At 76.7% G+C, this 26970-nt stretch carries 20 protein-coding genes and 1 pseudogene; 8 read left to right on the top strand and 13 right to left on the bottom strand.

Annotation, left to right across the window (positions count from 1 at the left end):
* The first annotated feature begins 7 nt into the window (after positions 1-7).
* Positions 8-2227 carry a metallophosphoesterase family protein gene (locus FHU37_RS29080; RefSeq protein WP_179815276.1) on the top strand — a complete coding sequence of 740 codons (2220 nt, stop codon included), beginning with the start codon at positions 8-10 and terminating at the stop codon, positions 2225-2227.
* Positions 2228-2287: 60 nt separating this feature from the next.
* Here FHU37_RS29080 and FHU37_RS18620 read toward each other — a convergent pair whose 3' ends face one another.
* The gene (locus FHU37_RS18620) at positions 2288-3127 is read right to left on the bottom strand and encodes a class I SAM-dependent methyltransferase (RefSeq protein ID WP_179815275.1); all 840 of its coding nucleotides are present in this window, start codon (positions 3125-3127) and stop codon (positions 2288-2290) included.
* A 138-nt stretch (positions 3128-3265) separates the two neighbouring features.
* On the opposite strand from FHU37_RS18620, the pseudogene FHU37_RS29555 reads away from it, so the two are divergent.
* A pseudogene (locus FHU37_RS29555) lies at positions 3266-3700 on the top strand (MSMEG_6728 family protein); the annotation flags it as partial.
* Positions 3701-4320: 620 nt separating this feature from the next.
* Here FHU37_RS29555 and FHU37_RS18610 read toward each other — a convergent pair.
* Positions 4321-4950 (bottom strand): TetR/AcrR family transcriptional regulator, encoded by a 630-nt coding sequence (locus tag FHU37_RS18610; protein ID WP_179815274.1) that lies wholly within the window; start codon positions 4948-4950, stop codon positions 4321-4323.
* A 117-nt stretch (positions 4951-5067) separates the two neighbouring features.
* Between FHU37_RS18610 and FHU37_RS18605 the strand changes: the two genes are divergently transcribed.
* Positions 5068-5904, top strand: a complete 837-nt coding sequence (locus tag FHU37_RS18605) for an SDR family NAD(P)-dependent oxidoreductase (protein ID WP_179815273.1) — start codon at positions 5068-5070, stop codon at positions 5902-5904.
* Between the two features lie 347 nt (positions 5905-6251).
* Here FHU37_RS18605 and FHU37_RS18600 read toward each other — a convergent pair whose 3' ends face one another.
* From FHU37_RS18600 to FHU37_RS18580, 5 genes are all read right to left on the bottom strand, one after another.
* Positions 6252-6959: an ABC transporter ATP-binding protein gene (locus FHU37_RS18600; RefSeq protein WP_179815272.1), complete on the bottom strand. Its 708-nt coding sequence runs from the start codon at positions 6957-6959 to the stop codon at positions 6252-6254.
* A complete protein-coding gene (locus FHU37_RS18595) occupies positions 6952-8025 on the bottom strand; it encodes an ABC transporter ATP-binding protein (RefSeq protein WP_179816383.1) in 1074 nt (357 codons plus the stop codon). Before FHU37_RS18595 ends, FHU37_RS18600 begins: the two co-directional genes overlap by 8 nt.
* A gap of 104 nt (positions 8026-8129) precedes the next feature.
* Positions 8130-9098, bottom strand: coding sequence for an ABC transporter permease (locus FHU37_RS18590; protein WP_179815271.1), 969 nt, complete (start codon positions 9096-9098; stop codon positions 8130-8132).
* Positions 9091-10056, bottom strand: a complete 966-nt coding sequence (locus tag FHU37_RS18585; protein WP_246451035.1) for an ABC transporter permease — start codon at positions 10054-10056, stop codon at positions 9091-9093. The genes FHU37_RS18590 and FHU37_RS18585 overlap by 8 nt, the downstream gene beginning before the upstream one ends.
* Positions 10057-10205: 149 nt before the next feature.
* Positions 10206-11936 (bottom strand): ABC transporter substrate-binding protein, encoded by a 1731-nt coding sequence (locus tag FHU37_RS18580; protein ID WP_179816382.1) that lies wholly within the window; start codon positions 11934-11936, stop codon positions 10206-10208.
* Between the two features lie 965 nt (positions 11937-12901).
* On the opposite strand from FHU37_RS18580, the gene FHU37_RS18575 reads away from it, so the two are divergent.
* Positions 12902-14284: a hypothetical protein gene (locus FHU37_RS18575; protein ID WP_246449989.1), complete on the top strand. Its 1383-nt coding sequence runs from the start codon at positions 12902-12904 to the stop codon at positions 14282-14284.
* 129 nt (positions 14285-14413) lie between these two features.
* On the opposite strand, the gene FHU37_RS18570 is transcribed toward FHU37_RS18575, so the two are convergent.
* Both FHU37_RS18570 and FHU37_RS18565 read right to left on the bottom strand, forming a co-directional pair.
* Entirely contained in the window at positions 14414-16183 is a 1770-nt protein-coding gene (locus FHU37_RS18570) for an alpha/beta hydrolase (RefSeq protein WP_179815269.1), read from the bottom strand.
* Positions 16177-16809, bottom strand: coding sequence for a hypothetical protein (locus FHU37_RS18565; RefSeq protein WP_179815268.1), 633 nt, complete (start codon positions 16807-16809; stop codon positions 16177-16179). The genes FHU37_RS18570 and FHU37_RS18565 overlap by 7 nt, the downstream gene beginning before the upstream one ends.
* A gap of 214 nt (positions 16810-17023) precedes the next feature.
* Between FHU37_RS18565 and FHU37_RS18560 the strand changes: the two genes are divergently transcribed.
* Positions 17024-18352, top strand: a complete 1329-nt coding sequence (locus tag FHU37_RS18560) for a MerR family transcriptional regulator (RefSeq protein ID WP_179815267.1) — start codon at positions 17024-17026, stop codon at positions 18350-18352.
* A gap of 40 nt (positions 18353-18392) precedes the next feature.
* Positions 18393-19055 (top strand): hypothetical protein, encoded by a 663-nt coding sequence (locus FHU37_RS18555; RefSeq protein ID WP_179815266.1) that lies wholly within the window; start codon positions 18393-18395, stop codon positions 19053-19055.
* Positions 19056-19447: 392 nt separating this feature from the next.
* Here FHU37_RS18555 and bioD read toward each other — a convergent pair whose 3' ends face one another.
* Genes bioD through FHU37_RS18540 form a run of 3 tightly spaced genes read right to left on the bottom strand, consistent with a single transcriptional unit; the run spans position 19448 to position 23096 of the window.
* A complete protein-coding gene (bioD, locus tag FHU37_RS18550; RefSeq protein ID WP_179815265.1) occupies positions 19448-20215 on the bottom strand; it encodes a dethiobiotin synthase in 768 nt (255 codons plus the stop codon).
* Between the two features lie 56 nt (positions 20216-20271).
* The gene (locus tag FHU37_RS18545; protein ID WP_246449987.1) at positions 20272-21735 is read right to left on the bottom strand and encodes an adenosylmethionine--8-amino-7-oxononanoate transaminase; all 1464 of its coding nucleotides are present in this window, start codon (positions 21733-21735) and stop codon (positions 20272-20274) included.
* Positions 21732-23096 carry a cytochrome P450 gene (locus FHU37_RS18540; RefSeq protein WP_246449985.1) on the bottom strand — a complete coding sequence of 455 codons (1365 nt, stop codon included), beginning with the start codon at positions 23094-23096 and terminating at the stop codon, positions 21732-21734. Before FHU37_RS18540 ends, FHU37_RS18545 begins: the two co-directional genes overlap by 4 nt.
* Before the next feature lie 288 nt (positions 23097-23384).
* Here FHU37_RS18540 and FHU37_RS18535 point away from each other — a divergent pair, with 288 nt between their 5' ends.
* The gene (locus tag FHU37_RS18535; RefSeq protein ID WP_376774038.1) at positions 23385-24578 is read left to right on the top strand and encodes an 8-amino-7-oxononanoate synthase; all 1194 of its coding nucleotides are present in this window, start codon (positions 23385-23387) and stop codon (positions 24576-24578) included.
* On the opposite strand, the gene FHU37_RS18530 is transcribed toward FHU37_RS18535, so the two are convergent.
* Positions 24575-25501, bottom strand: coding sequence for a class I SAM-dependent methyltransferase (locus FHU37_RS18530; protein ID WP_179815264.1), 927 nt, complete (start codon positions 25499-25501; stop codon positions 24575-24577). The two genes, FHU37_RS18535 and FHU37_RS18530, sit on opposite strands and share 4 nt — an antisense overlap.
* 175 nt (positions 25502-25676) lie before the next feature.
* Between FHU37_RS18530 and FHU37_RS18525 the strand changes: the two genes are divergently transcribed.
* Positions 25677-26495: an enoyl-CoA hydratase/isomerase family protein gene (locus FHU37_RS18525; protein ID WP_179815263.1), complete on the top strand. Its 819-nt coding sequence runs from the start codon at positions 25677-25679 to the stop codon at positions 26493-26495.
* Positions 26496-26970: the final 475 nt, after the last annotated feature.

The raw sequence follows: 26970 nt of genomic DNA, 5'->3' as shown, positions 1-26970 counted from the left end.
CTCCTCTATGGTAATCCGCCTCACCCTGCGCGCCCTCACCGACAGCGGATCCGCCACCCTCCACCTCACCGTCGGCGACCTCGGCACCGACGTCGCCGTCACCGTCGGACTGGCCGAGGAACCGTTCGCCGACCTCGCCGACGCCGCCGCCTGGACCTCCGCCCACGACCGCGCCCCCGGCGGCTCCGTCACCCCGGCCGAGGGCCACGGCGGCGCGCCCGGGCTCCGGCTCGCCTACGACTTCACCCAGTCCACCGGCACCCGCGGCCAGTACGCCGTCCCGCCCGCCCCGATCCCGCTGCCCGGCCAGCCGCAGGCCCTGACCGTCTGGATCCACGGCGACGGCAACGGCGCCTGGCCCCGCGTCCAGTACCGCGACGCGGCCGGCGTGACCGCCAACCTGGACGGCCCCACCATCACCTGGACCGGCTGGCGGCAGGTCACCTTCCCCGTCCCCGCCGGCGTCCGCCACCCCCTCACCTTCCAGCGCTTCCGCCTCCTGGAGACCAGCGCCGCCCGCTCCTACCGCGGCCAGGTCACCATCAGCGACCTGCGGGCACGGGTCGCCCCCGAGGTGGAACTCCCCGCCGCCCCACGGACCACCGACCCGGTGATCCAGGCCCACGGCACCGTGGACGACCGGCCGCTGCGGATCGCCGTGATGTCCGACGCCCAGTTCGTCGCCCGCGACCCGAACAGCCCGCAGGTGGCCGCCGCGCGCCGCACCCTGGAGGAGATCGCCGCCGCCGCACCCGACCTGCTGGTGATCAACGGCGACCTGGTCGACGAGGCGTCACCCGCCGACCTCGACCTCGCCCGCCGACTGCTCACCGAGTTCGAGGCGCGCACCGGCGGCACCGTGCCCTGGAGGTACGTGCCCGGCAACCACGAGATCATGGGCCCCGGCAGCACCGCCAACTTCCGCGCCGAGTTCGGCGACACCTTCGGCACCCTCGACCTCGCCGGCACCCGGCTGATCACCCTGGACTCCTCCACCGGCACCCTGCGCGGCGGCGGCTTCGACCAGCTCCAACTGCTCCGCGACACCCTCGACGACGCCGCCGCCGACCCGGCCGTCAGCGGCGTCGTCCTCTTCGCCCACCACCCCGCCCGCGACCCGCTGCCCGACGCGGCCAGCCAGCTCGCCGACCGCAAGGAGGCGGCCATGGTCGAACGCTGGCTCGCCGACTTCCGCGCCGAGGCCGGGAAGTCCGCCGCCTACGTCGCCGGACACGTCGGCGTCTTCGCCGCCTGGTCCGTCGACGGCGTCCCCCACCTGGTGAACGGCAACTCCGGCAAGAACCCCGCCGGCACCCCGGACCAGGGCGGCTTCACCGGCTGGACCATGCTCGGCATCGACCCCGCCCACGGCACCGTCACCGACCGCTTCGCCACCCCGGCGGACGACGCCTCCGCCTGGCTGCGCGCCGAGACCCACCCCCGCGTCGACGCCCTCACCCTCCAGGCCCCCGACACCCTCGCCCTGCTCGCGCGCACACCCGTCACCGCCACCCTCACCCAGGACGGCGGGCGCCGGGTACCGGTCGCCTGGCCGGTGAGCGCCCGGTGGTCCGGCGACGGCGTGCTGGTCGGCGACCCCGCCCGCGCCGTCCGGGACGCCGCCGAACAGCCCGGCCCCCGCCCGCAGGGCGCGCCCGTCGCCGTCTACGACCCGGCCACCGGCACCCTCACCGGCCTGCGCCCCGGCCAGGCCGTGCTGCGGGTCACCGTCGGCGGCGTCACCGCCGAGCACACCGTCACCGTGGGCGGCGGAACCCCGCACTGCGACCGGGTGATCGACGGCCGCCACGACGGCCCGCTCACCGTCACCGCCGGAACCACCTGCCTCACCGACGGCGCCCGGGTCCACGGCCCGGTGACGGTCACCGGCCCCGGCGCCACCCTGTTCGCCACCGGCGCCACCCTCACCGGCCCGCTGACCGCGCGCGCCGCCGACCGCATCGCCGTCACCGACTCCACGATCACCGGACCGGTGACCGTGCGGGGCGTGCACGGCCAGGTCGCGCTGGCCTGGAACCGGATCACCGGCCCCGTGACGCTCACCGACTCCGGCGGCGCCCCGGGCACCGGCGACGGCGCACCGCTGCTGGCCGGCAACACCGTCCACGGCCCCCTCGGCTGCACCGGCAACACCTCCGCCCCGAGCGACGGCGGCGCACCGAACACCGTCCACGGCCCCACCACGGGCGAGTGCGGCGCGCGGTAGGCCACGAGGCGACGGCGGCCGGCTCCGGCCCGACCCCGGGCACCCACCCCCGCCAGGCGCTCACACCCGCCGGGCGAGAAACAGGTGGGTGTCCCAGTCGAGCCGCAACCGGCCGCCGTTCTCCTCCAACAGCGCCGCCGCGATGTCCGCCACCAGCGCCTCCCGCCGCCGCTCCGGCATCGCCCGGAAGGCCGGCGTGACCGACCGGTAGGCGGCGAACTCCCGCGCCTGCCACCACCGGGACCACCGGTAGCCACGCACCCGCGGCCCGTCGAACTCCGGCAGGGCGGCGATCTCCCGCGCCGGCCACCCCCTCGCCTCCGGTGACACCCGCGCCGCCACCGCCAGCGGCGCCTCCCCATAGCGCGCCAGCACCCGGTCCACCACCGCGTGCTCCGGCCGCTCCCCCCACCGCTCCACGTTCCACAGCAGCGCCAGCAGCCCGCCCCGGCGCAGCACCCGCGCCGCCCGCGCCCACCGCGTCGCCGGGTTCGTCCAGTGCCACGCCTGGGCGCTCACCAGGGCGTCCCACCCGCCGGGATCCCGCGCCGACCACTCCTCGAAGGTGCTCTCCCGCACCAGCACGCCGCCCCCGGGCCGGCCGCCGGGAAGGGCGCCGAGCCGCTCGGTGAGCACCTCCACCATGCGCGGATCCGGCTCCACGCAGCACGGCCGCACCCCGCGCGCCACCAGCCGCGCCGTCGCCCCGCCGGTGCCCGCCCCGACCTCCACCACCCGGTCCCCCGGCAGCAGCGCGACCAAGTCGTCGAAGAGCTCCTCCGGATACCCCGGGCGGACGCGGTCCCCCTCCCCCACCTCCGGCCAGGACGGCGGCACCCGCACGACCGCCCCGAACCTCCGCCCCCGCCTGTCCCACAGGCTGTCACCACCACGCACCATGCCCGGACGGTAACCGCCCCGGCTCCACCGGAACAGGGGGCGGCACCCACCCCGCGCCCGCACGCCGCGCACGGCGGCACGCCACGCCGCACCCTGGAAGGGAACGCACACCCGCACCGGCGAACGGGGCGACCAGCCATGCAGACCTTCCTCCCGCACCCCGGCTTCGCCACCTCCGCCCGGCTGCTCGACGACCGGCGGCTCGGCAAGCAGCGGGTGGAGACCTTCCAGATCCTGCGGGCACTGGTGTGGCCCAGCTACGGCTGGAAGAACCACCCCGCCGTCGCCATGTGGCGCGGGTTCGTCCCCGCCCTGGTGAGCTACGGCACCGCCGTGTGCGCCGAGTGGACCGCCCGCGGCCACCAGGACTCCCTCGCCCGGCAGCTCGCCGAGTTCACCGGCGGACGCGTCGCGGGCTGGGCCGAACTGCGCGAGCGGGGCCTGCTGCCGCCCTGGCTGGGGCGGCAGGCCGTGCACCTCAGCCACCGCTCCGCGCTGCTGCGCAAGGACCCCGGGTACTACCGCCCGCTCTTCGGCGAGGAACTGCCGGACGACCTGCCCTACGTGTGGCCCAAGCCGTCCTTCCCCCGCTGGCCGCTGCGCCGGGGCCACCACGAGGCGCTGTCGCTCGCCGACGCGCTGCGCCTGCTCGGGCACGAGGAGGCGCGTCCCGCGCAGCGGACGGCGCTGGACGCGGTGCTCCGGGGCGAGGACGCCGCGTACCAGGGGCCGCCGGGCAGCGGCGCCGCCACGGCCGCGCTGCTGGCGGGGGTGTGCACCCCCGGCGGGACGCTGTGGGTGTCCCCCGGGGAGCCGCTCGACGAGGAGGCCGCGGAGGCCGGCGCGGACGGGCCGGGTCGGCGTTCCGCCGCCGCGACCCCGGGGCGGCGCGGCGGCAGGCCGCCGGCCGCGGCCCCGCCGTCGCTGGCCCGCCCGCCGGACGCGGCGGCGCGCGAGGCCATGGCGGCGGAGGCGGGGGCGGAGGCCGAGTTCCGTTTCGTCCGGCCGGCGGGGGCGTCGCCGGCGGCCGGCCGGAGCGGCTGGTCCGGCCTCGGGCTGGTGGTGCTCGACGGCGTCGAGGAGCCGCCCGAGCTGCCCCCGGCCGGCCGGCGCCCGCCCGTGCTGCGCATCCACGGCGCGGCGCCGCCGTCCTCCCGGGAGCCGGACGGGACCACGTCCGTCGGCGAGGCGCCCTAGGCGCCGCCCCGGGCGCGCAGGCCGTCGAGGACCACGGTCAGGTGTCTGCGCCAGGTCGCGTCGGCGTCCGCCGGTGATCGGCCGTTGCCCGGCGCGGTGAGCTGGATGACCCGGCCCAGCGCCATCACCTGGAGGACGAGGTCGGCCGGGGTGACGTCCGCGCGGAGCGTTCCCTGGGCGTGGGCACGGGCGACCAGGTCGGCCACGGCCCGCTCCAGGTGGTCGCGGCAGGCGTCGAAGGCCGCCGCGCTGTCGGCCTCCGGCTGCGCGGCCAGGCCGTCGAGCAGGGCCCGGTGACGGGCCATCGTCGTCAGTGTCGCCTCCAGCAGCGCGGCCAGGCCCGTCCAGGCGTCCTCGGTGGCGTTCGCCCGCGTCACGGCCTCCGTCCAGGCGGCGACGTCCTGCTGGACGACGGCCTGCAGCAGGTCCTCCTTGGTGTGGAAGTGCCGGTAGAGGGTGCCGACCCCGACCCCGGCCAGCCGGGCGACCTCCCGCATGTCCACCCCGGCCCCGCCCTGGGCGAAGGCGGGGGCGGCGACCTGGAGGATCCGCTCGCGGTTGCGGGCGGCGTCCCAGCGCTGGCGCCGGGGACGCGCCGGCTGGGGGGCGCTGCCGGGGGTCTCCATGGCGGCATCGTAGCCGTCCGCCGAGCCGTTCCGGAACGCGCCTTCCGGAACGGCTCGGCGGACGGCTACGCTGTTCCGGAATCATCGTTCCGCAACAGCTTCGGGGGCAGCACACGCATGGGCACGTACCTCATCTCCGGCGGCACGGACGGCATCGGACGGGCGCTGGCCGTGACCTACCTGCGCGACGGCCACACCGTGGTGGTGGTCGGCCGCAGCGCGGCCAAGTTCCAGGCACTGCTCCGGCAGGCGGGGCTCGCGCCCGACTCGGACCGCGCCCACTTCTTCCCGGCGGATCTGCGGCTGGTCCGCGAGAACCGGCGCGTGGTGGAGGCGTTCACCAGCCGGTTCGAGGCGCTCGACGCCCTCGTCCTGTGCGCCGCGTACGTCCACCGCCGCCGGGTGGTCACCGAGGAGGGCTTCGAGCACACCTTCGCCCTGTACTACCTGAGCCGCTACGTCCTCACCATGGGCCTCGCCGACCGGCTGTCGGCGGCCGAACTGCCGGTGGTGCTCAACACCTCCGTGCCCGGCGCCCGTCGCGACGCCATCCGCTGGGACGACCTCCAGCTCACCCGGTCCTTCCGCTGGCGCACCGCGAACCAGCTCAGCCGCCGGGCCAACGAACTCCTCGGCCTGACGCTCGCCAGGCGGCACCCGGCGGGCCGGATCCGGCACGTGCTGTACAGCCCGGGCTTCGTCCGCAGCAGCTTCGCCGGCGAGGTGAGCCGGCTGGAGCGGGCGCTCATCACGGGCCTGGCCCGCGTGACCCGGACCCCCACCCCGGACCGGGCGATCGCACCGATCCTGGACCTCGTCGCCGCGCCCGGGACGGAGCCGGTGGCCGCCTATGACCGGGGCCGGCCGGTACCGCTGACGATCACCCCAGCGGACCAGGCCGAGGCCGACCGCCTGCACGCCACGACGGAACGCCTGCTGGAGCCCTGGCGCTGACCCGTGGCACGGCCAGGCCGCCCCCGTCCGCTCGGGGCGTCCGGGTGGGCCGGGGGGCGCGCCGGAGCGGACGCTCGGCCCCGGCGACGGAGCGCCGGCCGCCACCCACCGACCACACGGGGTGTGAATCGATTCATACGCAGGCCACCGGCGCCCTCGCTTCCCGCCCGCCCCGACAGCACGGGCGGGAAGCGACAGGCGAACTCCGGCAGCCTAGGCAAGTCGGCGCCCGCTCACAACGGTCCGTCACCTCGGTCGGCCGGGAAAGGCCAGCCTTTCCGGGAACCACCCCGCGCGGCTGCCCCGTTCGCCCACGCATCGCACCCGCGCGGAAGCGACCGCCCCGGTCAGCCCGGGGCGCCCCCGGCCGCCCCGGACAGCTCCGCCAGTTCGACGGTGCGGTCCGCCCAGCGGCCGAGCAGCTCGGCGTCGTGGCTGACGGCCAGCACCCCGCAGCCGGTCGCCGCCTGGTAGTCCCGCACCACGCCGACCAGGGCGGCCGTGGTGGAGGCGTCCAGCATCGAGGTCATCTCGTCGCAGACCAGGTAGCGGGGGCGCGCCACCAGCGCGCGGGCCAGGCAGGCACGCTGGAGCTGCCCGTCGCTGACCGCGTGCGGGCGGCGCTCCAGCAGCTCGCCGGTGAGACCGACCAGCTCGGCGAGCTCCGCGACCCGGTCCGCCGCCTCGCCGCCGCGGCCGGTGGCGCGCAGCGGCTCGGCGATGACGTCGCGCAGCCGCAGCCGGGGATCCACGGCGGCCCGGGGAGACTGGAACACCACGCCGACGGCGGTGCGCAGCTCGCGTGGCGCCCGGTACCGCGCCCCGGGGGCGGGCGTGCCGTCGACCAGCACCGTGCCCGCGTAGGGCGCGTGCAGCAGCGCGGCGACGCGGGCCAGGGTGGACTTCCCGCACCCGCTGGGCCCGACCAGCCCCAGCACCGAGCCGGCGGGCAGCACCAGGGTGGCGTCCCGGACGACGGGGCGGCGCGGGTCGTAGCCGGCGGTGATCCCGCGGGCGGTGAGGCTGGCGCCGTCGCGGCCCCGGTACTCAGTCATGGACGGGCTCCAGGTCTTCCGCCGGCGGCTTCGGCCGCGGCCGCGCCGCCGGCGCCCCGAGCGGATGGTGGCAGGCGACCGCGCCGCTCGCCGGCGCGGCCGGGACCGTGCCGGTCCCGGTGGCCGCCGGCCCGGGCGCGGACGGGGTGAGCAGGGCGGGGACGCCCTCGCGGCAGACGTCGGTGGCGTGGGCGCAGCGCGCGGCGAAGGCGCACCCGCCGGGCAGCCGGCTGAGCTCCGGCGGCATGCCGGCGATCGGGGTGAAGGCCCGGCTCGGCAGGGCGTCCAGCAGCCCGGCCGCGTAGGGGTGCCGCGGGCCCGCCCCGGCGAAGAACTCCCGGGCCTGCGCCACCTCCACGATCCGCCCGGCGTACATCACCGCGATCCGGTCGGCGACCCGCTCGGCGGCGGCCAGGTCGTGCGTCACGATCAGCACTCCCCTGCCCTGGTCGGCGAGCAGCCGCAGCTGGTCGACGGTGCGTTCGACGAGCGGCCGGTCCAGGCCGGTGGTGGGCTCGTCGGCGAGCAGCACCGGCGCGTCACCGACCAGCGCCAGGGCGGTGGCGGCGCGCTGCGCGAGGCCGCCGGAGAGCTCGTGCGGGTAGGCGTCGAGGTGGTCGAGCGGGAACCAGGCGCGGTCCGCGGCCCGCTCGGCCTCCTCGCGCAGCCGGCCGCGCGGGGTGCGGCGGGGCAGCCCGTGCAGCTCCCGGACGGCCTCCTCCAGCTGGGCGCGGATGGTCCGCACGGGCGTGAGGTGGGTGCCCGGGCTCTGCGGCACCAGGCCGATCAGCCGGCCGCGCACCCGGCGGGCCAGCGTGCGCTCGTCCGCCGTGGTGAGGTCGATGCCCCCGGCCATGGCGGCGCCGGCGATCTCGGCGTTGCCCGGCAGCAGCCCGAGCACCGCCCCGGCCATGACGGACTTGCCGCAGCCGGACTCGCCGACCAGCGCCAGCACCTCGCCCGGCAGCAGGTCGAGCGTGGCGTCGGTGACGGCCGCGACGTAGCGCGGCGGGGCCGTGCCTCGGCGCCGCCCGCCCCGGTCGCCGTCCCGCTCCTCGGCGGGCATGCGGAAGCGCACCGACAGGCCGCGCAGGGACAGCAGCGGCGTCGACGGCGCGGGGGGCGACGGCCGGTGGGTCGGCAGGGCCTCGGTGGGGTCGGACCGCGTCGTCACAGCATGAGCTCCGATCGGCGGCGTGGGCTGAGCCGGTCCCGCAGCACCCCGGCGAGGCCGGAGACCGCGAGCGTCGGCACGATGATGAACAGTCCGGGGAAGAGCGTGGGCCACCAGGCGCCGAGCAGCAGCGAGCCGCGGGCGGCCTCGATCATCGCGCCCAGGCTGGCCAGGTGCGGGGGCATGCCGAGGCCGAGGTAGGACAGGGCGGACTCGTGCCAGATGGCGTGCGGCACCATCAGCACCGCGGCGAGCGCGGCACGCGGCAGCACGCCGGGCAGCAGGTGGCGGACGAGCACCCGGCCGCGGGAGGCGCCGCCGGAGATGGCGGCCTCGACGAACGGCCGCTCCCGCAGGCTGAGCATCTCCGAGCGGACGATGCGGGCGGTGGACAGCCAGTGGGTGAGCCCCACGGAGACCACCACGCCCCACGGCCCGGGGCGGAACATGGCGACCAGGAAGATGCCGAGCAGCAGGTGCGGGATCGAGGAGAAGGCGTCGACCAGCCGCATCACCACGCGGTCCACCCAGCCGCCGAGGACGCCGGCCACCCCGCCGACCAGGATGCCCACGACGGTGGCGACGAGCGCGGCGACCAGCCCGACCATCAGCGACACCCGCAGCCCGTACACGCAGCGCCACAGCAGGTCGCGGCCGGCGTCGTCGGTGCCCAGCGGATGGTCCGCCGACGGCGGGCGCAGCTTGGCGGCGAAGTCCACGTGCTGCTGGTCGAGCTGGACGATCGGCGGGACGAGCAGCACGGCGAGGGCGACGACGGCCAGCACGCCGACGGACGTCCACAGCCTCCAGCGGTCGGTGCGGCGCCACGGGGCGGTGCGCCGTCCGGCGGCCGGCCGCCAGGCGTCCGGCCCGGGCGTCCGCGCGGGAGCCGTTGGGGCGGTGGCCTTCGCGGCGGCGGCCGTCGGGGCGGCGGCCGTCGGGGTGGCGAGCGGGGAGTCAGCCATCGAGTGCCGTCCGGGGGTCGACGAGGCCGTAGAGCACGTCGGCGAGCAGGTTGCCGAGCAGCACGGCTCCGGTGGCGAGCAGGGTCAGGGCGGCCAGCAGCGGGAAGTCCACCGCCAGGGCGGCCTCGACGGTGGCCCCGGCCACGCCCGGCCAGCTGAAGACCGTCTCCACCAGCAGCGCGCCGGTGATCAGCTCCGGCACCCGCGACCCCACCAGGGTGACGAACGGCAGCAGGGCGGAGCGCAGCGCGTGCCGGACCAGCACGGTGCGCGGCGCCAGTCCGCGGGCCCGGGCGCCGGTGACGAAGTCCTCCTCCAGCGCGGCGAGCAGCGACTCGCGCACGAAGAGGGTGAACCACGGCGTCTGGGAGACCGCCAGCACCAGCGCGGGCAGGGTGAGGTGGCTGACGAGCTGGCCGGGGGTGACGACGGTGCTGCCGGCGTCGGTGAGGCCGCCGGCCGGCAGCCAGTCGAGGCGGAGCGCGAACAGCCAGATGGCGAGCAGCGCCAGCCAGAACGCGGGGGCGGCGGAGAGGGTGAGCGACAGCGAGGTGGCCGCGCGGTCGACCAGGCCGCCGGGGCGGCGCGCGGCCAGCGTGCCGAGGAGGAGGCCCAGCAGGAGGGTGAGCAGGAAGGCGACGCCGGCCAGCAGCACCGACCAGCCCAGCCGCTCCGCGATCACCTGGGCGACCGGCTGGCGCAGGGCGCGGGAGTCGCCGAGGTCCCCGGTCAGCGCGCCGGTGAACCAGTCCCACCACTGGGCGGGCCAGGGCCGGTCCACGCCGAAGCTCTCCCGCAGCTGCGCCAGGGTCTCCTCGGAGGCGGTGAACACGGCGCTGCCGGCGTAGGCGTGCACGGGGTCGAACGGCGAGGCGGCACCGATGGCGAACATCAGCAGGCTCACGCCGAGGAGCACCGGCAGCGCGGCGAGGGCGCGGCGGCCGACCAGCCGGGCCAGGGCGGCGCCCCGGCCGGAGCCGAGCCGGCCGCCCCGCCGCACGGCCTTCACCGGGGCGCCGCCGCGGGCACGCGGCGTGGAGTCCGGCGAGGGGCCGGGCGCGGCGCCCGGCGGGCGGCCGTCGGACCGCGCGGATGGCGGGACGCTGGTCATGAGGCGGCCGGCGTCCAGTCCTCGATGTTCCACCACGGACCGTTCAGCAGCCCGTGGTCGTGGCTCTCCAGCTGGGTGGTGACGTTGTCCCAGCGGTCCGCCACCACGTAGACGTGGTCCAGGAAGACCAGCACGTTCCAGTAGGGCTCCCGCACCAGTTCCTGCTGGAGCGCCGAGTAGGCCTCGGCCCGCACGGCCGGATCGGTGCTCCGGCGGGCCTCGTCGAGCAGCCGGTCCACCTCGTCGTTGCGGTACATGCCGGGGTTGTTGTAGCCGTCGCCGGCGTGCGAGGAGTGCAGTGCGGGGTAGGTGACGAAGTCCGGATCCAGGGCGCTGCCGCCCCCCATCAGGACGGCGTCACGGTTGATCCGCCCGTCGATGGCCTCCCAGGTCAGGCCCTCCACGGTGACCTCCACGCCGAGTTCCCGGGCGTCCGCCGCGTAGGCGAGGGCGAGGTCCTGGCGCAGGGTGTCACCGGAGGGGTAGAGCAGGGTGAAGGCCGCTCGCTGGCCGTCCTTGGCGCGGATGCCGTCCGCGCCGAGCCGCCACCCGGCCTCGTCCAGCAGGGCGGCGGCCGCCTCCGGCCCCCGGTCGACCGCCGTCTCGGCGGCCGGCTCGTAGTACTGCGAGGCGGGCGCGATGGCGCTCAGGCCGGCCTCGCCGCGGCCGTCGAGCACGTCGGCGACCATGGCCTGCCGGTCGATGCCCCGGTCCAGGGCGCGGCGGATGTCCACGTCACCGGTGACCGGGTTGTCCATGGGGAGCATGACGCCCCGGTAGTCGGCGCTCTCGGCGGCGATGACCCGCTTGCCCTCGCCCTGCGGCTGGCCCTCGTCGAAGGTGGCGGCGAGCTGGGGAGGCAGGACGGCGGCGTCCAGCTCGCCGGCGGCGAGCCGCGTGGCGCGGGTGTTGTCGTCCGGGATGAAGGCGAGGGTGACGTGCGTGACGGCGGGGCCGTCGCCCCAGTAGTCGGGGTTCGCGGTGAGGGTGAGCTGGTCGCCCTTGCGCCAGCTCTCCAGGAGGTAGGGGCCGGTCCCGACGGGCGCGGAGTCGAACGAGCCGCTGGCGACGGCCGCCGCCTCGGCGTCGTCCAGCTGGCCGTCGGCGGTGCCGCCGAAGGCGTGCTCGGGGACGATCGGCAGCACGGTGCGCGCGGCGAAGGGCGCGTAGGGGTACTTGAGGTGGAAGACCACGGTGGAGTCGTCGGGGGTCTCCACGGCGCGCACCGCGTCGAGTTCGGAGCGGGAGGCGTTGGCCACCCGTTCGTCGAGGATCGCCCGGTAGGTGAACGCCACGTCGGCGGCGGTCAGCGGCTCGCCGTCGGAGAAGGTGACCCCGTCGCGCAGGGTGAAGGTGTAGGTGAGGCCGTCGGACGAGATCTCGGGGAGTTCCCGGGCGAGGGCGGGCACCAGGGTCAGGTCCTGGTCGGTGGTGAGCAGCCCTTCGAAGATCTTGGCGGAGCCGTCCTTGCCGAAGCCGAGCAGCGGGTTGAGGGTCTCCGGCTCCGCTGCCGTGCCGATGACCACGGAGGTGGCGGCGTCGGCCGCCTCGGCCGCGTCTCCGCTGCCGCCGTCGGAGGGGGCGGTGCAGGCGCTGGCGCCGACCAGCAGCGCGACGGCGCCGGCTGCGCTCGCGACCCGGGTGGCCCGACGGCGGCCGGCCGGCGAGGTCGGTCGGGCCGGTGCTGCCGGCCGGCCGCCGGCCGTCCCGCCCGGTCCGGGCTGCATCTCCTCCATCGCTGCTCTCCCCTTCCGTGCCTCCGGCGACGCGCGGACCCGTTCCACGGCACGCCGGCCACGCCGAGCGGCCGGTTCCCGGCCCTCGACAGCTACCTGCAAACAATATGCAAGAAGTAAGTTCATATAACAGCCGGGGTGGGTGAAGTAGCGGGGAAAGGATCGGAAGACGGCCCGAACCGCCCGGTGAACCCACCCCACCGAACGCGCCCCGGCGATGCCCGCCTCCCACTCCGGCGCGCTCGCCCCCGGTGGCAGGATGGGGAGACACCAGGCGACCACCGGGCCTCGCGACAGCCGCCACACGGCCGATCGAAGCCCGGCAGGAGAGTCAGGAGAGTGATGTGACGGTGCCCCCACGGCGGAACCCCCGGAGAACCCCCGGACCACCCACGGCGGCGCCCTCGCCCACCTCCATGCCCACCCCCTCGCCCTCCCCCCACCCCCGCCGCCCCCGGGCCCCCCTCCCCCTCCCCTCCCTCCCGCCCTTCCCCGCCCTCCCCCCGCACCCCTCCCCCCAGCCCGGGGCCACCCTTCCGCCCCTGCTCCCACACCCCTTCACCCAGCCCGGAGCCACCCTCCCTGCCCTGAGCCCACCCCCCTCCACCCCGCCCCGGGCCACCCACCCTGCCCCGTCCCCGCTGCCGGCCCTTCCGCCGACCCCGCCCAGCGCCGTCCCTCCGCCCCTCCCGGCAGGCCCGTCCGCCCCGTCCTCCGTCGCGGTCCCTCCCCCGCCCGCACCCTCATCCGCCAGGCCCCGTACCTCCCTGAACTCCCTGCCCCTGTTGACCCCGCCGACCTCTCTGACCTCCCTGCCGTCCCGGCCCGTCCTCCCCACGCGCTCCGGCGCTTCCCGTACTCCCCGCCGCGCGACTCTCCCCTCCCCGGCCGTACCCCGGCCCCGCTCGCTCCGTGCCTCCCTCCGCTCACACCTCGGCGCCCCTCGCGCCGGACTGATGCTGCTCGCCACCCTGGCCACCGCAGTGGCCGGGGTGGCCGCCACCACCCTGGCGACCGGCGCGGCCAGCGCCGTGCTGGCCGGCACCCTCGCCGCCTCCTCCTGGGGGCCGGGTGCCGGTCAGGCCGGCACCCGCGGCTCACGCTCCTGGTGGCGGCGCGGCGGCTCGGCCACCGCTCGCGCGGACGCGCAGGCGGCCAGGGACGCCGCCGCGCACGCCTTCTACGAGCTGGACACCGCCCTGCGCGACGTCGCCATCTCCGTCGAGACGGTCACCGCCGTGGACGACAGCCCCGAGGGGCGGCGGGCGGCCACCCGCTTCCAGGCCGAGCGCCGCCGGGTGGACGAGGTCAGCGCGGCCTACATCGCGGTGGTGGACCGCCACGACCTGGAGGCCGAGGAACTCACCGCCGACCGCGCCGCCACCGCCCGCCGGGAACTGGAGGAGGTGCGAGCCCGGCTGGAGGCCGCGCACGAGGACCTCGACCGCTACCACACCTCCATCGAACCGCTGATGGAACGGGCGGCGACCAGCCTGTCCCGGCTCGCCCCCGCGGTGGAACGGGCCCGCTCCGGCCTGCGCGCCGCCACCGAGGCGCTGGACGCCGTCCGGGCCGCCGGCATCCGCGCGGAGGCGCTGGCCGCCCGGCTCGCCGCCCTCGGCCCGGAGCTGACCCGGCTCGGCGAGGGCGCCAGGGTGCACGGCGTGACCGACACCCTGCGCCGCGCCGACGAGGTCGCCCGCGCGGCGGAGCGGATCCGCGGCGAGCTGGTCAGGCTGCCGGAGCAGCGCGCCGAGCTCGTCCGTCGGCTCGCCTCGCTGCGCACCCGCCGCCAGGCCGTGGAGACCAAGGCCGAGCGGGTCGCCCCGGCCCTCAGCGAGCTGCGCCGCGCCTTCTCCCTGCCCTGCTGGGAGGACCTCCAGGACGTCCCCGGTCGGATACCCGGCCTGCTCAAGGCCGCCGACGACCGCCTCGCCGAGGGCGAAACCGCCCTGCGGGAGCAGCACTGGGCCGACGCCACCGCCCGGCTGGCCGCCGCCCGCGCCACCCTGGGCGACGCCGACGAGCTGATCGCCTCCGTCCGCGACCGTCTGACCGAGTTGACGGACGTCCGGCGCGATCCACGGGCACACCTGGAACGGGCCCGCTTCACGGTCCGGGACGCCCAGCGGCTGGCCATGGCCGGGCGCAGCGTTCCCGACCCCCGCCACGCGGAGCCGCTGGACGCGGCGGTGGCCAGGCTGGACCGGGCCGAGGCCGGCCTGACCGGCCGGCACCCGGACTACTGGCACTTCCTCACCGAGTTGGCGGCGGTGCGCCGTACCGCCGCCGACGTCGTGCGGCGGATCCGCGAGGAGCGGGGCGGCCGGGCCGGGTAGCGCCCCGGCTCACGCCGCCACCGTTCCCGGTCGGGCCGGCCTCCCCAGCGGTGCCGTGGCGACGCGGACCGCGGCTCCGCGTCGCCGGTTCCCCGAACCGTCGACCCGCCGGTGCTCGAACCGCCGGCGCTAGGACAGTTGGCCGGTGACGATGCCGGCCAGGGTGTCCAGCGCCTGGCTGTCCCAGTACTGGGAGTGCGCCGGCACCGCCCCGGTCTCGCTGAACGCCGGGTCGCCGGGTGGGACGGTGTAGATCCGGGCGCCGAACACCGGATCGGTGGGATCGGTGCCGTGGATCGCCGATCCCTTCGCCAGCGGGTACAGCGGGTCGATGGCGTGCCGTATCAGGTCGTTCTCGGCCGTGGCCGCCCACACCCGGTCCCTGCCGAGGCCGAGGTCCGCCGCGTGGGCCACGTGGTGCCCCACCCCGGGGCTGCCGAGCAGCACGGCCCGGTCCACCGGGCGGTGGGCCGTGCGGCAGCCGTGGGTGAGGGCGTACCCGACCACGGTGGAGCCGTAGGAGTGCCCGATCACCGTGGAGTTGGCCGGGCGGCCCGGGGCGGGATCGGCCGGCTGCCCCGCGCCGGCGGTGACCGGTGCCGCGTTCGAGGGCTGGTGGACCTCGCGGGCGACCCGCAGCCCGCGCAGGAAGCTGTCCAGGGACTGCGCGGCGTTCTCGGCGAAGCTGGGCGAGATGGCCTCCAGCAGGTCCTGCGGGGCCTCGTAGCCGAGCCACACGATGGACGCCGTGCGCCCGGCCGCCCGCCCGCTGGCCGCGGCGTGCAGCACCTCGGCGCGGGCCAGGTCGCCGTCCAGCGAGCAGAGCCCGCAGCCGGTGCCCGGAACGTACGTCACGACGTTGTCCGCCGTGTCGGGGTCGCCGACGGAGACCACCACCCGTCCGCCTCCGGACAGGTCGAGGGCGAGCAGGAGGTAGTCGTCCCCCGGTCGGCCGGTGCCGCCGCCCAGTCGGTTCTCCAGCGCGGCCAGGCCGGCGATCTTCGCGCGGACCCGCTCGACCTGCCCGCGCCAGTCGTCGTGGTCCGTGCCGGGCACGACGCCGTCGACCAGGATCTCCTCCGGCTCGGTGGCGAGCAGCCGCAGCAGGTCGCGCTCCAGTCGGCTGCGGGCCTCGCCGACCAGCAGGCGGTTGGCGCGGTCCCGGGAGCGGGCCGGGATGCCGTCGAGGGCGCCGATCCGCTCGGGGTGCTGGGCCAGGTGGCGCAGGCGCTCCGCCGGCGCCAGCGAGGTCCACCAGGCGCTCGCCGCCAGGGGATCGCCGGGGGCGGGCAGCACCGTCTCGTCGACCAGCACCGGCCCGGTCGGGACGGCGCCGGTGGCGAGCCGGCCGGTGCGGGGCCGTCCGGCCGCGAGCAGGGCCCGGGCGAAGGCGTCGTCCTCCTCGACGGCCCGGGCGAGCACGGCGGCGATCGCGCCCGCGTGCGCCTCGGCCTCGCGTGCCAGTCGGCGCCTCACCTCGTCGAACTGCCAGGGCAGCAGCACCACGGGGCCCTCGTTGAGCGGGTTGAGGTCGACCGGTGGCGCGCTGACGGAGCCGTCCTCGTGCACGGTGAAGCCGGCCTCGGTGGCCTGACGGACCACCGTGTGCAGTTCCTCCTGTCGGGCCGCCAGGGTTTCGGCGGCGCGGGCCAGCACCGTGGCCGCGGTGTCCAGGCCGCGTACCAGGTCCCAGCCGTCGGCGAGTTGGTCCCGCAGCGAGGCCGGCGGGCCGGCCGGTCCGGCGGGGATCTCGCGCAGCACGGTGGGCGGGGCGGCCTCGGCGGCGCGGCGGGCCTCCTCGGCGGCCTCGGCCGCGGCCTGCCGCACGGCGCGGAACTCCTCGGCCGCCTGCGCCATGCTGGCGAAGCGTCCGTCACGCAGGTGGGGGTAGGTCAGCACGTGGACGCACCCCCCGCCACGCCATGAGCGGCGGCGGTGCCGGCGGCCGGTGGGGTGGTCGCCGGTTGGGCGTCCGCCGGCAGCGTGGGGACGGTGGCGAGTGGCGCGGAGACCGCGAGGGTGCGCGCCCCGCCGGCGACGGGCTCCGGCGCCCGCCCGGGCACCCCCGGCGACGTCCCGTCCGGCTCCCCGGTGACCGTCTCCCCCGTGACGGTCCCGCCCGGGGCGGCCGCCGCCTCGGCGTTCTCCCCGGCGGCCGTCGCCCAGGCGGCGCTCAGCCGGTGCCCGCGGCCGATCGACGACTCGGCCAGGGCGATCAGGCTGCCGACGAGGATGTGGGTGGCGTCGGCGGTGAGCGAGCCCGGGCAGGCGGCGGACACCGCCGTCGCCACCCCGCCGACTCCGTCGGCGTCCAGCTCGGCCTCGCACCCCTCCAGCCGCGACCGGACCTCGTCCAGCCGCTCCACGCCCGCCTCGACCCGCCCGGCCGCCCGGCGCAGCCCGGCCGCGGCCTCCGCCCGCGCCGTCTCGGGCGCCGTCTGCGCTCCCGCGGGACGCGGGGGCGCCGGAACGGAACCCGGCGGCCATCCGTCGGTAGTGGTGGCGGCGCGAATCTCCTCAGGCATGATGCCCCCCGTTGGCATGTGTAACGGCGATGGTCAGGTGAGAGGGTCTCAGGCGATCTGCCGGAAGGCGGCTGATCGATACCATGATGATTGACCGTCAACTCCCCCGAACCCCTGTAACACGGAATATTCCCACTCTTCGTTCTCCCGTCACCACCCGTTCGAGCTATTCCTGGTTGACCTTCATGCCGCTCGAACGTCCAGGATTGCCCGTGTGGAAGACACGGAAGCCCTGATCAGCATCGGTGCGTTCGCCAGGCATGTGGGTCTGACACCGAGCGCCCTGCGTTTCTACGACGACTGCGGCGTCCTGCGGCCCGCACGGGTGGACGCCGCCACCGGGTACCGCTTCTACGCCCCCTCCCAGCAGGCCCGGGCCACGCTGGTGCGCACGCTGCGCGAGGCCGATCTGCCGCTGGCCGAGGTGTCCGTGGTGCTCGACGGCCCGCCCGCGCGGGCACGGGAGATCCTCATGGAGCACCTGCGCCGTGGGCGGGAGGCGGCGGAGGCGGCGCGCACGGCGATCGAGGGCGTCCTGCGCACCCTGCCGCCCACGGACGGGGCCGGGGAGGGTGGAGGCGGACTGGCGGTCCCGCGGCCGGACGACGCCCCGCCGGCCCGCGTCCGACTGGGCGGCGCGGAGCTGGCCAGCGCGGTGCGGCAGGTCGCCCCGGCGGCGGCCGGAGGGGCCGCCGGGGCGCGGTTCCCGGTGCTCCGGCACGTGCTGGTGGAGTGGGACGGGCAGGAGGTCCGGCTGGCGGCGACCGACCGCTACCGGCTGTCGGTCCGTGCGCTGCGCCCGCTGGCCGTCGACGGCGCCCCGGGCCGGGCCCTGGTGGACGTCGCGCACCTGCGCGCCGTCGCGGCGTGGGCGTCCCGGCTTCCCGAGCTGACCATCGAGGTCGGCGACGCCGCGGCGGCCCCGGGCGGTGACCAGGGCGCGGACGGGGACGCGGACCTGGATGAAGACGGTGACGCGAACGAGGGCGTGAGCACCGCCGGGGCTGCGGACGACACCGGGGCGGCCCGGCGGATCGTCCGCTTCACCGGCGCCGACGGGTCGTGTCGCACCGCGCCGGTCCAGGGCGGCGAGTTCCCCGACTACCGCACGGTGCTGGAGCACCTGACGCCGCGCCGCAGCCGGATCCTGGTCGACCGCGGCGCCCTGCGCGGGGCGCTGGCGGACCGTGCGGCCACGGACCGGGTCGGCCTGGAAGCCGGCGCGGACGAGCTCCGCCTCACCGTCGCCGACGGCGGGACCGGGACGCGGGCCCGGACGGAGGCGGAGGCGGAGGCCGAGGTGGAGCCGGAGGACGCGTCCGCGGTGACGCCGACCCGCACCACCGTGCTGCGGGCCGTCTGCGCGGGCCCTCCCACGCGCCTGTGGTTCGCCAGCGGCGTGCTGCTGCCCGCCCTGGAGGCCAGCGTGGGGCCGGACGTCCTGCTGGAGATCGCCGCCCCCGGCGAACCGGTCGTGGTGCGCTCCGCCGACCAGGGCGGCTTCACCACGCTCGTGATGCCCCAGCTGGCAGCACGGTCCTGACGATCCACCACGATCCTGACGAATAAGGAGAGAAGACGCGATGGATCCGAACAACGCCGTCATACAGCTGTGTGTCCGCGGCATGCGGGAGGAGGCCGAGGGCCGCCCCGCCGACGCCCGCGCGGCGTTCCTCCGGGCGTGGAACGCGGCGACCGACGACTACGAACGGTGTGTCGCCGCCCACTACCTCGCCCGCCACCAGCCGACCCCCGAGGAGACGCTGCGCTGGAACCAGCAGTGCCTGGACCTGGCCGACGCGGTCGGTGACGAGCGGGTGGGCGGCTTCTACGCCTCGCTGCACACCAACATGGGGCGGGCCCACCAGGCCCTGGGGCACGTCGAGCAGGCCCGCCGGCACTACCGGCTGGCGGCCGCCCACCTGGCCGACGCGCCGGACGACGGGTACGGGGAGTGGGTGCGCTACGGCATCGCCGAGGGGTTGCGGGCCACCGGCGGCGCGGCGCCGCGCCCGGCCGAGGAGACGCTGCGGGACCTCCTGAACGCCCTGTGCGCCCGGGCCGACCTGCTGTCACTGTGCCTGTTGCTGCCTGCGTACGTCGGTGACCTGGGTGGCCAGGAGGACCTGGCGAGGCTGGACACCGCGATGCGCAGGCTGCACGCGACGCGCCGGCTGCCGGACGAGGAGCAGGCGGCCCTCACCCGGGCGATCGACGCGCTGCAGGGCGCGCACCCGAGCGCCTGAGCGGCCCCGGGCGCGGGCGTTCCCCGCGCTCCCCCCTCACCATTCCGGCCGATCCCCCTTTTCCCGAACTCCCCCATCTCATCCCGATCCTCCCTTTTTCCTCGCCCCGCTCCCGCCGCAGTCGGGTATTCCCTCCCATCCCTTCTCCGCGGACCCACTCCCCCGCACCGGGCCTTTCCGGGGCACGCCACTTTCACCGTTTTTACTCGCAATTCGCCGCTTTCGCGAGTAACGCCCCATAGGGAGCCCCTGGGGGACCCCCTGTTTCTACGATTCCACGACTCTCGGGCGTGGCGCAGCCCTCTCGTTCAGCCTGTGGATAACTCGGTATGTGCACATGCCATCACATGGCGCGATGGCGTCGCCATGGCGCGGTGTGTGCCGACGGGCGCTCAGGAGGTCGCGGAGGCCGCGGCAGCCGTGGCGGCGGGGGCGGCCGCCTGGTCGGCCAGGAAGGCCGCCGGTTCCCAGCGCCCGCCGAGCGCCGGCGCCAACGCCTGCCTCGCCACGCCGACGAACTCCGCAGGCGTCCGGACGCACCCGGCCGGCAGGGCGCCCAACAACGGCGCGCCGGCGGCCTCCGGCAGGTCCGCGAGGTTGCAGCGGGCGGCCAGGTCCGGCTCGTCCGGCCAACTGCCGATCACCACCCCGAGCGGTGCCAGCCCCCGTGCCCGCAGCGCCTCCGACGTCAGCGCGGTCGCGTTGAGCGTGCCCAGGCCGGCGGCGGCCACGACCAGCACCGAGACGTCCGCGCCGTCCTCCCGCAGCAGGGCGGCCGCGTCCGCGAGCGTGCCGCCCCGTGGATCGAAGCGCACCAGGAGGCCACCGGCGCCCTCCACGAGGACCAGGTCGTGTCGGCGGGCGAGGTCCACCGCCTCCGCCGCGATCCTCGCCGGCGGCACGGGCGGCAGGCCGGCGCGGCGGGCCGCGGTCTCCGGGGCCAGCGGCTCGGGGAAGCGCGCCAGTTCCCGGGTGGTCACCGCGCCGGCGAGTCGGGCGACCTCGTCCACGTCGCCGGGCTCCCCCGGCGCGACGCCGGTCTGCGCCGGCTTCAGCACGGCGACCGAGCGGCCGTCCGCCACGGCCAGCGCCGCCACGGCGGCCGTCACCGCCGTCTTGCCGATCTCGGTCCCGGTCCCGGTGACCACGAGCACACCCATCGGGCCTCCCGCCTCCTCTTCCACGCTGTCGTACGGCTCGCCGGTGGGCTTCGCGCTCAGCCGGCGGCGGCCGCGGCCGTCACGGCGTCGGCGATCCTCGCCACGTCCTCGTCCGCCGTGACGTACGGCGGCATGGTGTAGACGAGGTCGCGGAACGGTCGCAGCCAGACGCCCTGCCGGACGGCGGCCCGGGTGGCGGCGGCCATGTCCACCGGGTGGTCGAGTTGCACCACCCCGATCGCGCCGAGCACCCGGACGTCGCGCACGCCCGGCAGCCCCGCGGCGGACTCCAGGCCCGCGCGGAGCCCGGCCTCGATCCGGGTGACGTCCGCCCGCCAGTCCCGGCCGAGCAGCAGGTCGATCGAGGCGCCGGCGACCGCCGCCGCCAGCGGGTTGCCCATGAAGGTGGGGCCGTGGGCGAGCACCGGCACCGCGCCGCCGCTGATCCCCTCGGCCACCCGGGTGGTGCACAACGTGGCCGCCAGCGTCAGGTAGCCGCCGGTGAGGGCCTTGCCCAGGCACATGACGTCGGGCGCCACTCCGGCGTGGTCGGCGGCGAAGAGCTCCCCGGTACGGCCGAAGCCGGTGGCGATCTCGTCGAAGACCAGCAGGACGTCGTGCGCGTCGCAGAGCTCGCGCAGCACGGCGAGGTAGCCGGGGCTGTGGAAGCGCATGCCGCCGGCGCCCTGCACCACCGGTTCGACGATCACCGCCGCCAGTTCGTCGGCGTGCCGCTCGACGAGTTCGGCGAGGTGGGACACGTAGCGCGGGTCGGGGGCGGCGTCGAAGCCGGCCGGGGGCAGGTCGGCGAAGAGCTGACGCGGCAGCAGCCCGCTCCACAGGTGGTGCATGCCGCCGACGGGGTCGCACACCGACATGGGCTGGAAGGTGTCGCCGTGGTAGCCGCCCCGCCAGGTGAGCAGCCGCCGCTTCTCCGGCCGCCCCAGGGAGCGCCAGTACTGCAGGCACATCTTGACGGCCACCTCGACCGACACCGATCCGGAGTCGGCCAGGAAGACGTGGCGCAGCGGCTCCGGGGTGAGGTCGACGAGCCGGGCGGCCAGGCGGATGGCGGGCTCGTGGGTGAGCCCGCCGAACATCACGTGGCTCATCCGGCCGAGCTGCTCGGTGACGGCGGCGTCCAGCGCCGGGTGGCCGTAGCCGTGGATGGCGGCCCACCAGGACGACATGCCGTCCACGAGTTCGCGGCGGCCCTCCACGGCTTCGGCCAGGCGCAGCCGCACGCCGGAGGCGGACTCCACGAGCAGCGGCGGCACCGGGGCGGGCATGGCGCCGTACGGGTGCCACACGTGCTCGCGGTCGAGGGCCAGCAGTTCCCGGACCCGTGCGGAGGAGTCCGGGTTCGCCGTGCCGGGCTCGGCCGTCGTGCTGTCGGGGGTGGCCGGCCCGCCCGGGTGGCGGCGGGGGGTGCCGGTCAGCGCGGTGCCGGTCAGCGCGGTGCCGGTCAGCGCGGTGCCGGTCAGCGCGGTGCCGGTCAGCGCGGTGTCGCCGGCGGTCATGCCGGTCCTCCCGCCACGGCCGGCCGGGGTGCCTCGGGCGCGTCGGCGCCGCCCGGCCGCACCCGCAGGCGCAGCGGCGCCCGGAAGGAGATCAGGCCGAGCATCGGCGGCGCGGTCTCCTCCGCGACGGCGATCGCGGGCAGCCGCCGGGCGGCGGTGCGCAGCGCGACCGCGGCCTCGGTGCGGGCCAGCGCGGCCCCGGGGCAGCGGTGCCGGCCGGCGCCGAAGGCGAGGTGGTGGCGGGTGTTGGCGCGGTGCGGGCACAGCCGTTCCGGGTCGTCGAAGACCTCCGGGTCCGAGCCGCTGCCGAGGAGCATCAGCAGCAGGTGGGCGCCCTCGGGCAGCGGCGTGCCGGCGAGTTCCACGGGGCGGGCGGTGATCCGCCGCCAGGTGGCCACGGGTGGTTCGCGGCGCAGCACCTCCTCCACCCAGTCGCGGGTGTCGACGTCGTCCTCGGCCGCCGCGGCCGCGGCCGGCCACCGGTCGGGCTCGGTGAGGGCCCGGTACAGCACGGTGGAGAGCAGTTGGCCGGTGGTGGACTGTCCCGCGATGAAGACGAAGTAGCAGGCGGCGACCGCGGTGGCGTCGTCCAGCGGGGTGCCGTCGGGGAGGCGGTGGCGGACGAGGGCGCCGATCAGGCTGTCCGGCGGGGCGCCGGTGGTGCGGGCGTGGCGGACGGTGCGGTCGAGCCAGCGGTGGAAGTCCGCGGCGAGGTCCGCCAGTTCGTGCTGGCGCTCCGGCGTGGGCCGGCCCCAGAAGAGTTCCAGTGCGGCGTCGCTCCAGTCGGCCAGTTCCTCGGGCGTGGTGCCGTCGATGCCGAGCAGGTGGGTGAGGACCCGGCAGGGCAGCGGGCGGGCGTAGTGCCGGACGAGGTCGGCCTCTCCGGTGGCCGCCAGCTCGCCGACCACGCCGTCGAGCAGGTCGGTGGCGATGCGTTCGATCACCGGGACGGCGGCGGCGACCCGGGCGGCGTTGAAGAAGCGGGTGACCAGGCGGCGCAGCCCGGTGTGGCTGGGGGTGGGGTTGTTGGCCAGGGCGGGGGGCAGCGAGAACCCGGCGCGGACGAGGGTCCGCAGCGCGGCGACGGGCACCGGTGTGACGGCGAGCTGCGCGTTGTCCGGGCGGTAGGCGTCCGGGTCGAGCAGGACGTGCCGGATGTCACGGTGCCGGCTGACCAGCCACAGGCCGGTGCGGGGGTCGTGGTGTACGGGCGCGTCGGTGCGCAGTCGGTCGAGCGTGGGGTACGGGTTCGCCACGAAGGCGGTACCGAAGAGGTCCAGGGCGTCCAGGGGGTCCGTCGTCTCTGACGGTCCGCCAAGGGCGGCTTCGGGCACGGTCTCGGTCATTGCCGGGATCGTCATGGCCGGAACGTAGCACGCGGCCGGTTCTGGCCGTAGGGGGTTCCCGAGTGATGGACCCCACGTGGTGTGAGTGGTGCGGGGGGCGCGGGAGTGCCCCGCGGGGCGCCGGCGCGTCGTAGGGTCGTGCGGAATCGGCCAGCGCGACGATCGGACCTGCCTGTGGGAAACGACGGTTCCTCGCCCGTAGTCCTCGCTTCCGTGCCCCTGCCCGAGCCCACGCCGCCCGCGCCCATCGCGCCCGTGTCGACGCCGGCGCCCGTGCCCGGGGTCGCGTCCGGGGTCGGGGCCGTGCCGGTGGACGGGTCCGGGGGGCCCGACCCCGCGCGGGTCTTCGACTGGGTGGACCGGCGGGCCGAGCTGCGTGCGCGGGCCGGGCTGACCCGGGTCACCCGCCCGCGGTCGGCCTCCTCCCCGCTGCTGGACCTGGCCGGGAACGACTACCTGGGTCTGACCCGGCACCCGGAGGTGGTGGCGGCGGCCACGTCGGCCACCCGGGAGTGGGGTGCCGGGGCCACTGGTTCCCGGCTGGTCACCGGCACCACGGAGCTGCACGAGGAGTTGGAGGCGGAGCTGGCCGCCTTCACCGGGGCGGAGGCGGCGCTCGTCTTCGCCTCCGGCTACGCCGCCAATCTGGCCGCGCTGACCGCGCTGACCGGGCCGGGCACGGTGGTCGTCGCCGACGCCTACAACCACGCCTCGTTGATCGACGGCTGCCGGCTGTCCCGGGCCCGGACGGTGGTGTTCCCGCACCGCGACGTGGCGGCGGTCGAGCGGGAGCTGGCGGCCGCCGGCTCGGCGCGGGCGCTGGTGGTGACCGACTCGGTGTTCTCGGTGGACGGCGACGCGGCGCCGCTGGCGGAGCTGGCCGCGGTCTGTCGGGCGCACGGCGCGGCGCTGCTGGTGGACGACGCGCACGGCCTGGGCGTGCTGGGTGGCGGCGGGGTGGGGGCGCTGGCGGCGGCCGGGCTGGCGGGGGCGCCGGACGTGGTGGCCACGGTGACGCTCTCGAAGTCCCTGGGCGCGCAGGGCGGGGCGGTGCTGGGGCCGCGCCGGGTGGTGCGGCACCTGGTCGAGACGGCGCGGACGTTCATCTTCGACACCGGGCTGGCCCCGGCGTGCGTGGGCGGCGCGCTGGGGGCGCTGCGGCTGCTGCGCGCCGAGCCGGAACGGGCGGCGCGGGTGCGGGCGGTGGCCCGGCGGTTGGCCGACGCCCTGGGCGGGGCGGGGCTGGCGGTGAGCGTGCCGGAGGCCGCCGTGGTGTCCGTCCGGGCGCCCTCGCCGGAGGCGGCGGTGGCGTGGGCGGCGGCCTGCCGGGAGGCCGGCGTGGCGGTGGGGTGCTTCCGTCCGCCGTCCGTGCCGGACGGGATGTCCCGTCTGCGGCTCACCGCCCGGGCCGACCTGACGCCGGAGCAGGTGGCCCGGGTGGTGGAGGTGGTGGCGGCGACCGCGCCGGCGCCAGCCGCGGAGGGCGGTGGGGTCTAGCGCGGCTTGGCGGCCAGCAGCAGGAAGGTCATCGGCAGGGTGCGGCGCAGGTCCTCGGGCAGGTGGGGGAACGCCTGCCAGTAGTCGACCGGGTGCTCCTCCAGACGGCGGATGACCAGCCCCTGGTCGATCAGTGCCTGCACGACGGCGGACAGCGGCCAGATCCGTTCGTGTTTGACGGCCTGCCGGGTGACGCCGTCGCCGCCGATGTACTGCTCGCCCCAGCCGCGGTTGGCCTCCGCGTGCTGGAAGTAGTCCTGGCCGGAGGGGTCCAGCCGGTCGCTGTCGGTGCGGAACAGGAACTTGGCGGGGTGGTCCTCCAGGATGCTGAGGACGCCACCGGGGGCGAGCAGGCGGGCGACGACGGCGGCCCAGCCGTCCAGGTCGTGGATCCAGCACAGGGCCCCTCGGCCGGTGTAGACGAGGTCGGCGGTGCCGTCGAGGTCGTGCGGGGTGTCCAGGACGTCGCAGCGCAGGAAGGTGGCGGGGGCGTCGAGCGCTTCGGCCGTGCGTCGGGCGTTGGCGATGTGCGCGTCGGAGATGTCCACCCCCACGACCTCCGTGGCCCCTTCGAGCAGCAGCGAGATGGTGTCCGCGCCGGACGCGCACTGCAGGTGGACGGCCCGGGTGCACCAGGGGCGCAGGTCTCCGAGGGCGGCTCGTTCGAGGGGGTGGAGGTGGGAGGTGCCGGCGCGCAGTTCGGCGATGGTCTGCTCGAGCTCGGTGCTGTAGGCGGAGGCCGCTTCGTTCCAGGCGACGCGGTTGGCCTCGTGGCGCAGCCGGATCTCCTCGGTCGTCGTGGCCGGTTGCTGGATCCAGTGGTTCTCGGCAGGCTCGGGGGGAGCGGTGGGCGTCTGCTGGGGCGGCGTCGGCTGGGTCGGCTCGGGGGCCTCGGTCGGCTCGATGGGCTGGATCGGCTCCATGGGGAGGAGCCAACCACGCTCGGGGCGGGGGTGCGACTGCTTTCCCGGCCGGCGGGGTGTGGGGGGTTCTGGGGTATCGCCAGCTCCGCGCGGCGACGTTACTGTTCGGTAGGTAACGCGTCGCCCGCCTGGGCGCCGCGCGGTCCCGCAACGCTGTGGTCAGCTGGAGGTTCCCGTGCCCGACCCGTCGCCGCTTCCCTCCCCCGCCACCACCCCGCTGTGGGAACGCGACGGCGTCCGGCTGGCGACCGCCGGCCCCGTCGCCACCGTGACCCTGTGCCGGGCCGAGCGCCGCAACGCGCAGACGCCGGCGATGTGGCGGGCGCTGGCGGAGGCGGGGCGGGCCTTGCCGGACGAGGTGCGCGTGGTGGTGCTCGCGGCCGAGGGGGTGTCCTTCTCCGCCGGGTTGGACCGGCGGATGTTCACCCCGGAGGGCGTCGAGTCGGCGCCCTCCCTGACCGACCTCGCCGCGCTGCCGGCCGCCGAGCTCGACGCGGCGATCGCCGGCTTCCAGGAGGCGTTCACCTGGTGGCGCCGGGCGGACGTGGTGAGTGTCGCGGCCGTGCGGGGGCACGCGGTGGGCGCCGGCTTCCAACTGGCGCTCGCCTGCGACCTGCGGGTCTGCGCCGCGGACGCGCGCTTCTCGATGCGCGAGACCAGCCTCGGGCTGGTGCCGGACCTCGCCGGCACCAAGCCGCTGGTCGACCTGGTCGGCTACGGACGGGCCCTGGAGATCTGCGCCACCGGCCGGTGGGTGGGGGCGGCGGAGGCGGAGCGCATCGGGCTGGCGAACCTGGTGGTGCCGGAGACCGAGCTGGACGCCGCGGTCAACGACCTGGCCGCCGCGCTGCTGGCCGCGCCGAGCGACGCCGTGACCGAGACCAAGGCGCTGCTGCTCGGGGCGGCGGAGCGCTCCTACGACGAGCAGCGCGCCGCCGAACGCGCGGCCCAGGCGCGCCGCCTGCGCGCACTGGCCGGGCACCAGCCGGGATGACCGCCGAGGTCCGCGCCGGCACCCGGTGCCGCCGGCCCTGCCGATCAGGGCCCCGATGACCGCCAGGCCGGGCCGTGCGCCGCCGTAGCCCCACCACGGCGTCGCCTTTGTCATGCAGCCGTCATCCGGATTCCCGGTGTTCCTTGGCGGCCCGGGTGAACTGTCATCCCGTCACGCAGCCGTCATCCCGTCACCCCCTCCACGCCGTCCACAGCCTTCCGCCGCCCCCTTGCGCCCGTCACCCCGCATCAGCTACCCCTGGAGCCAGGGGGGTTCGGAGATATCCACAGGCCCAGGCACCCCCTTGCCGACAGGCCCCGCATCAGCTACCCCTGGAACCAAGGGGGCTCGGAGATATCCACAGGCCCAGGTACCCCCTTGTCGACAGGGCCCACCCCAGCTACGGAGGCCCCACCGGCCATCCCGGCCCCCAGTCCACCGCGGCCCTCAGTCCACCGCGGCCCCCAGTCCACCC

It is taken from the genome of Allostreptomyces psammosilenae (genome assembly GCF_013407765.1).
In the GTDB taxonomy this organism is placed as follows: Bacteria; Actinomycetota; Actinomycetes; order Streptomycetales; family Streptomycetaceae; genus Allostreptomyces; species Allostreptomyces psammosilenae.
This window is presented reverse-complemented; position numbering and strand designations above follow the sequence as displayed.

Bases quoted from the DNA above. Each gene is read 5' to 3' on its own strand.
- FHU37_RS29080 (WP_179815276.1), top strand. From the start codon at position 8: ATGGTAATCCGCCTCACCCTGCGCGCCCTCACCGACAGCGGATCCGCC.
- FHU37_RS18620 (WP_179815275.1), bottom strand. From the start codon at position 3,127: ATGGTGCGTGGTGGTGACAGCCTGTGGGACAGGCGGGGGCGGAGGTTC.
- FHU37_RS18610 (WP_179815274.1), bottom strand. From the start codon at position 4,950: ATGGAGACCCCCGGCAGCGCCCCCCAGCCGGCGCGTCCCCGGCGCCAG.
- FHU37_RS18605 (WP_179815273.1), top strand. From the start codon at position 5,068: ATGGGCACGTACCTCATCTCCGGCGGCACGGACGGCATCGGACGGGCG.
- FHU37_RS18600 (WP_179815272.1), bottom strand. From the start codon at position 6,959: ATGACTGAGTACCGGGGCCGCGACGGCGCCAGCCTCACCGCCCGCGGG.
- FHU37_RS18595 (WP_179816383.1), bottom strand. From the start codon at position 8,025: ATGCCCGCCGAGGAGCGGGACGGCGACCGGGGCGGGCGGCGCCGAGGC.
- FHU37_RS18590 (WP_179815271.1), bottom strand. From the start codon at position 9,098: ATGGCTGACTCCCCGCTCGCCACCCCGACGGCCGCCGCCCCGACGGCC.
- FHU37_RS18580 (WP_179816382.1), bottom strand. From the start codon at position 11,936: ATGCAGCCCGGACCGGGCGGGACGGCCGGCGGCCGGCCGGCAGCACCG.
- FHU37_RS18575 (WP_246449989.1), top strand. From the start codon at position 12,902: ATGCTGCTCGCCACCCTGGCCACCGCAGTGGCCGGGGTGGCCGCCACC.
- FHU37_RS18565 (WP_179815268.1), bottom strand. From the start codon at position 16,809: ATGCCTGAGGAGATTCGCGCCGCCACCACTACCGACGGATGGCCGCCG.
- FHU37_RS18555 (WP_179815266.1), top strand. From the start codon at position 18,393: ATGGATCCGAACAACGCCGTCATACAGCTGTGTGTCCGCGGCATGCGG.
- bioD (WP_179815265.1), bottom strand. From the start codon at position 20,215: ATGGGTGTGCTCGTGGTCACCGGGACCGGGACCGAGATCGGCAAGACG.
- FHU37_RS18545 (WP_246449987.1), bottom strand. From the start codon at position 21,735: ATGACCGCCGGCGACACCGCGCTGACCGGCACCGCGCTGACCGGCACC.
- FHU37_RS18540 (WP_246449985.1), bottom strand. From the start codon at position 23,096: ATGACGATCCCGGCAATGACCGAGACCGTGCCCGAAGCCGCCCTTGGC.
- FHU37_RS18530 (WP_179815264.1), bottom strand. From the start codon at position 25,501: ATGGAGCCGATCCAGCCCATCGAGCCGACCGAGGCCCCCGAGCCGACC.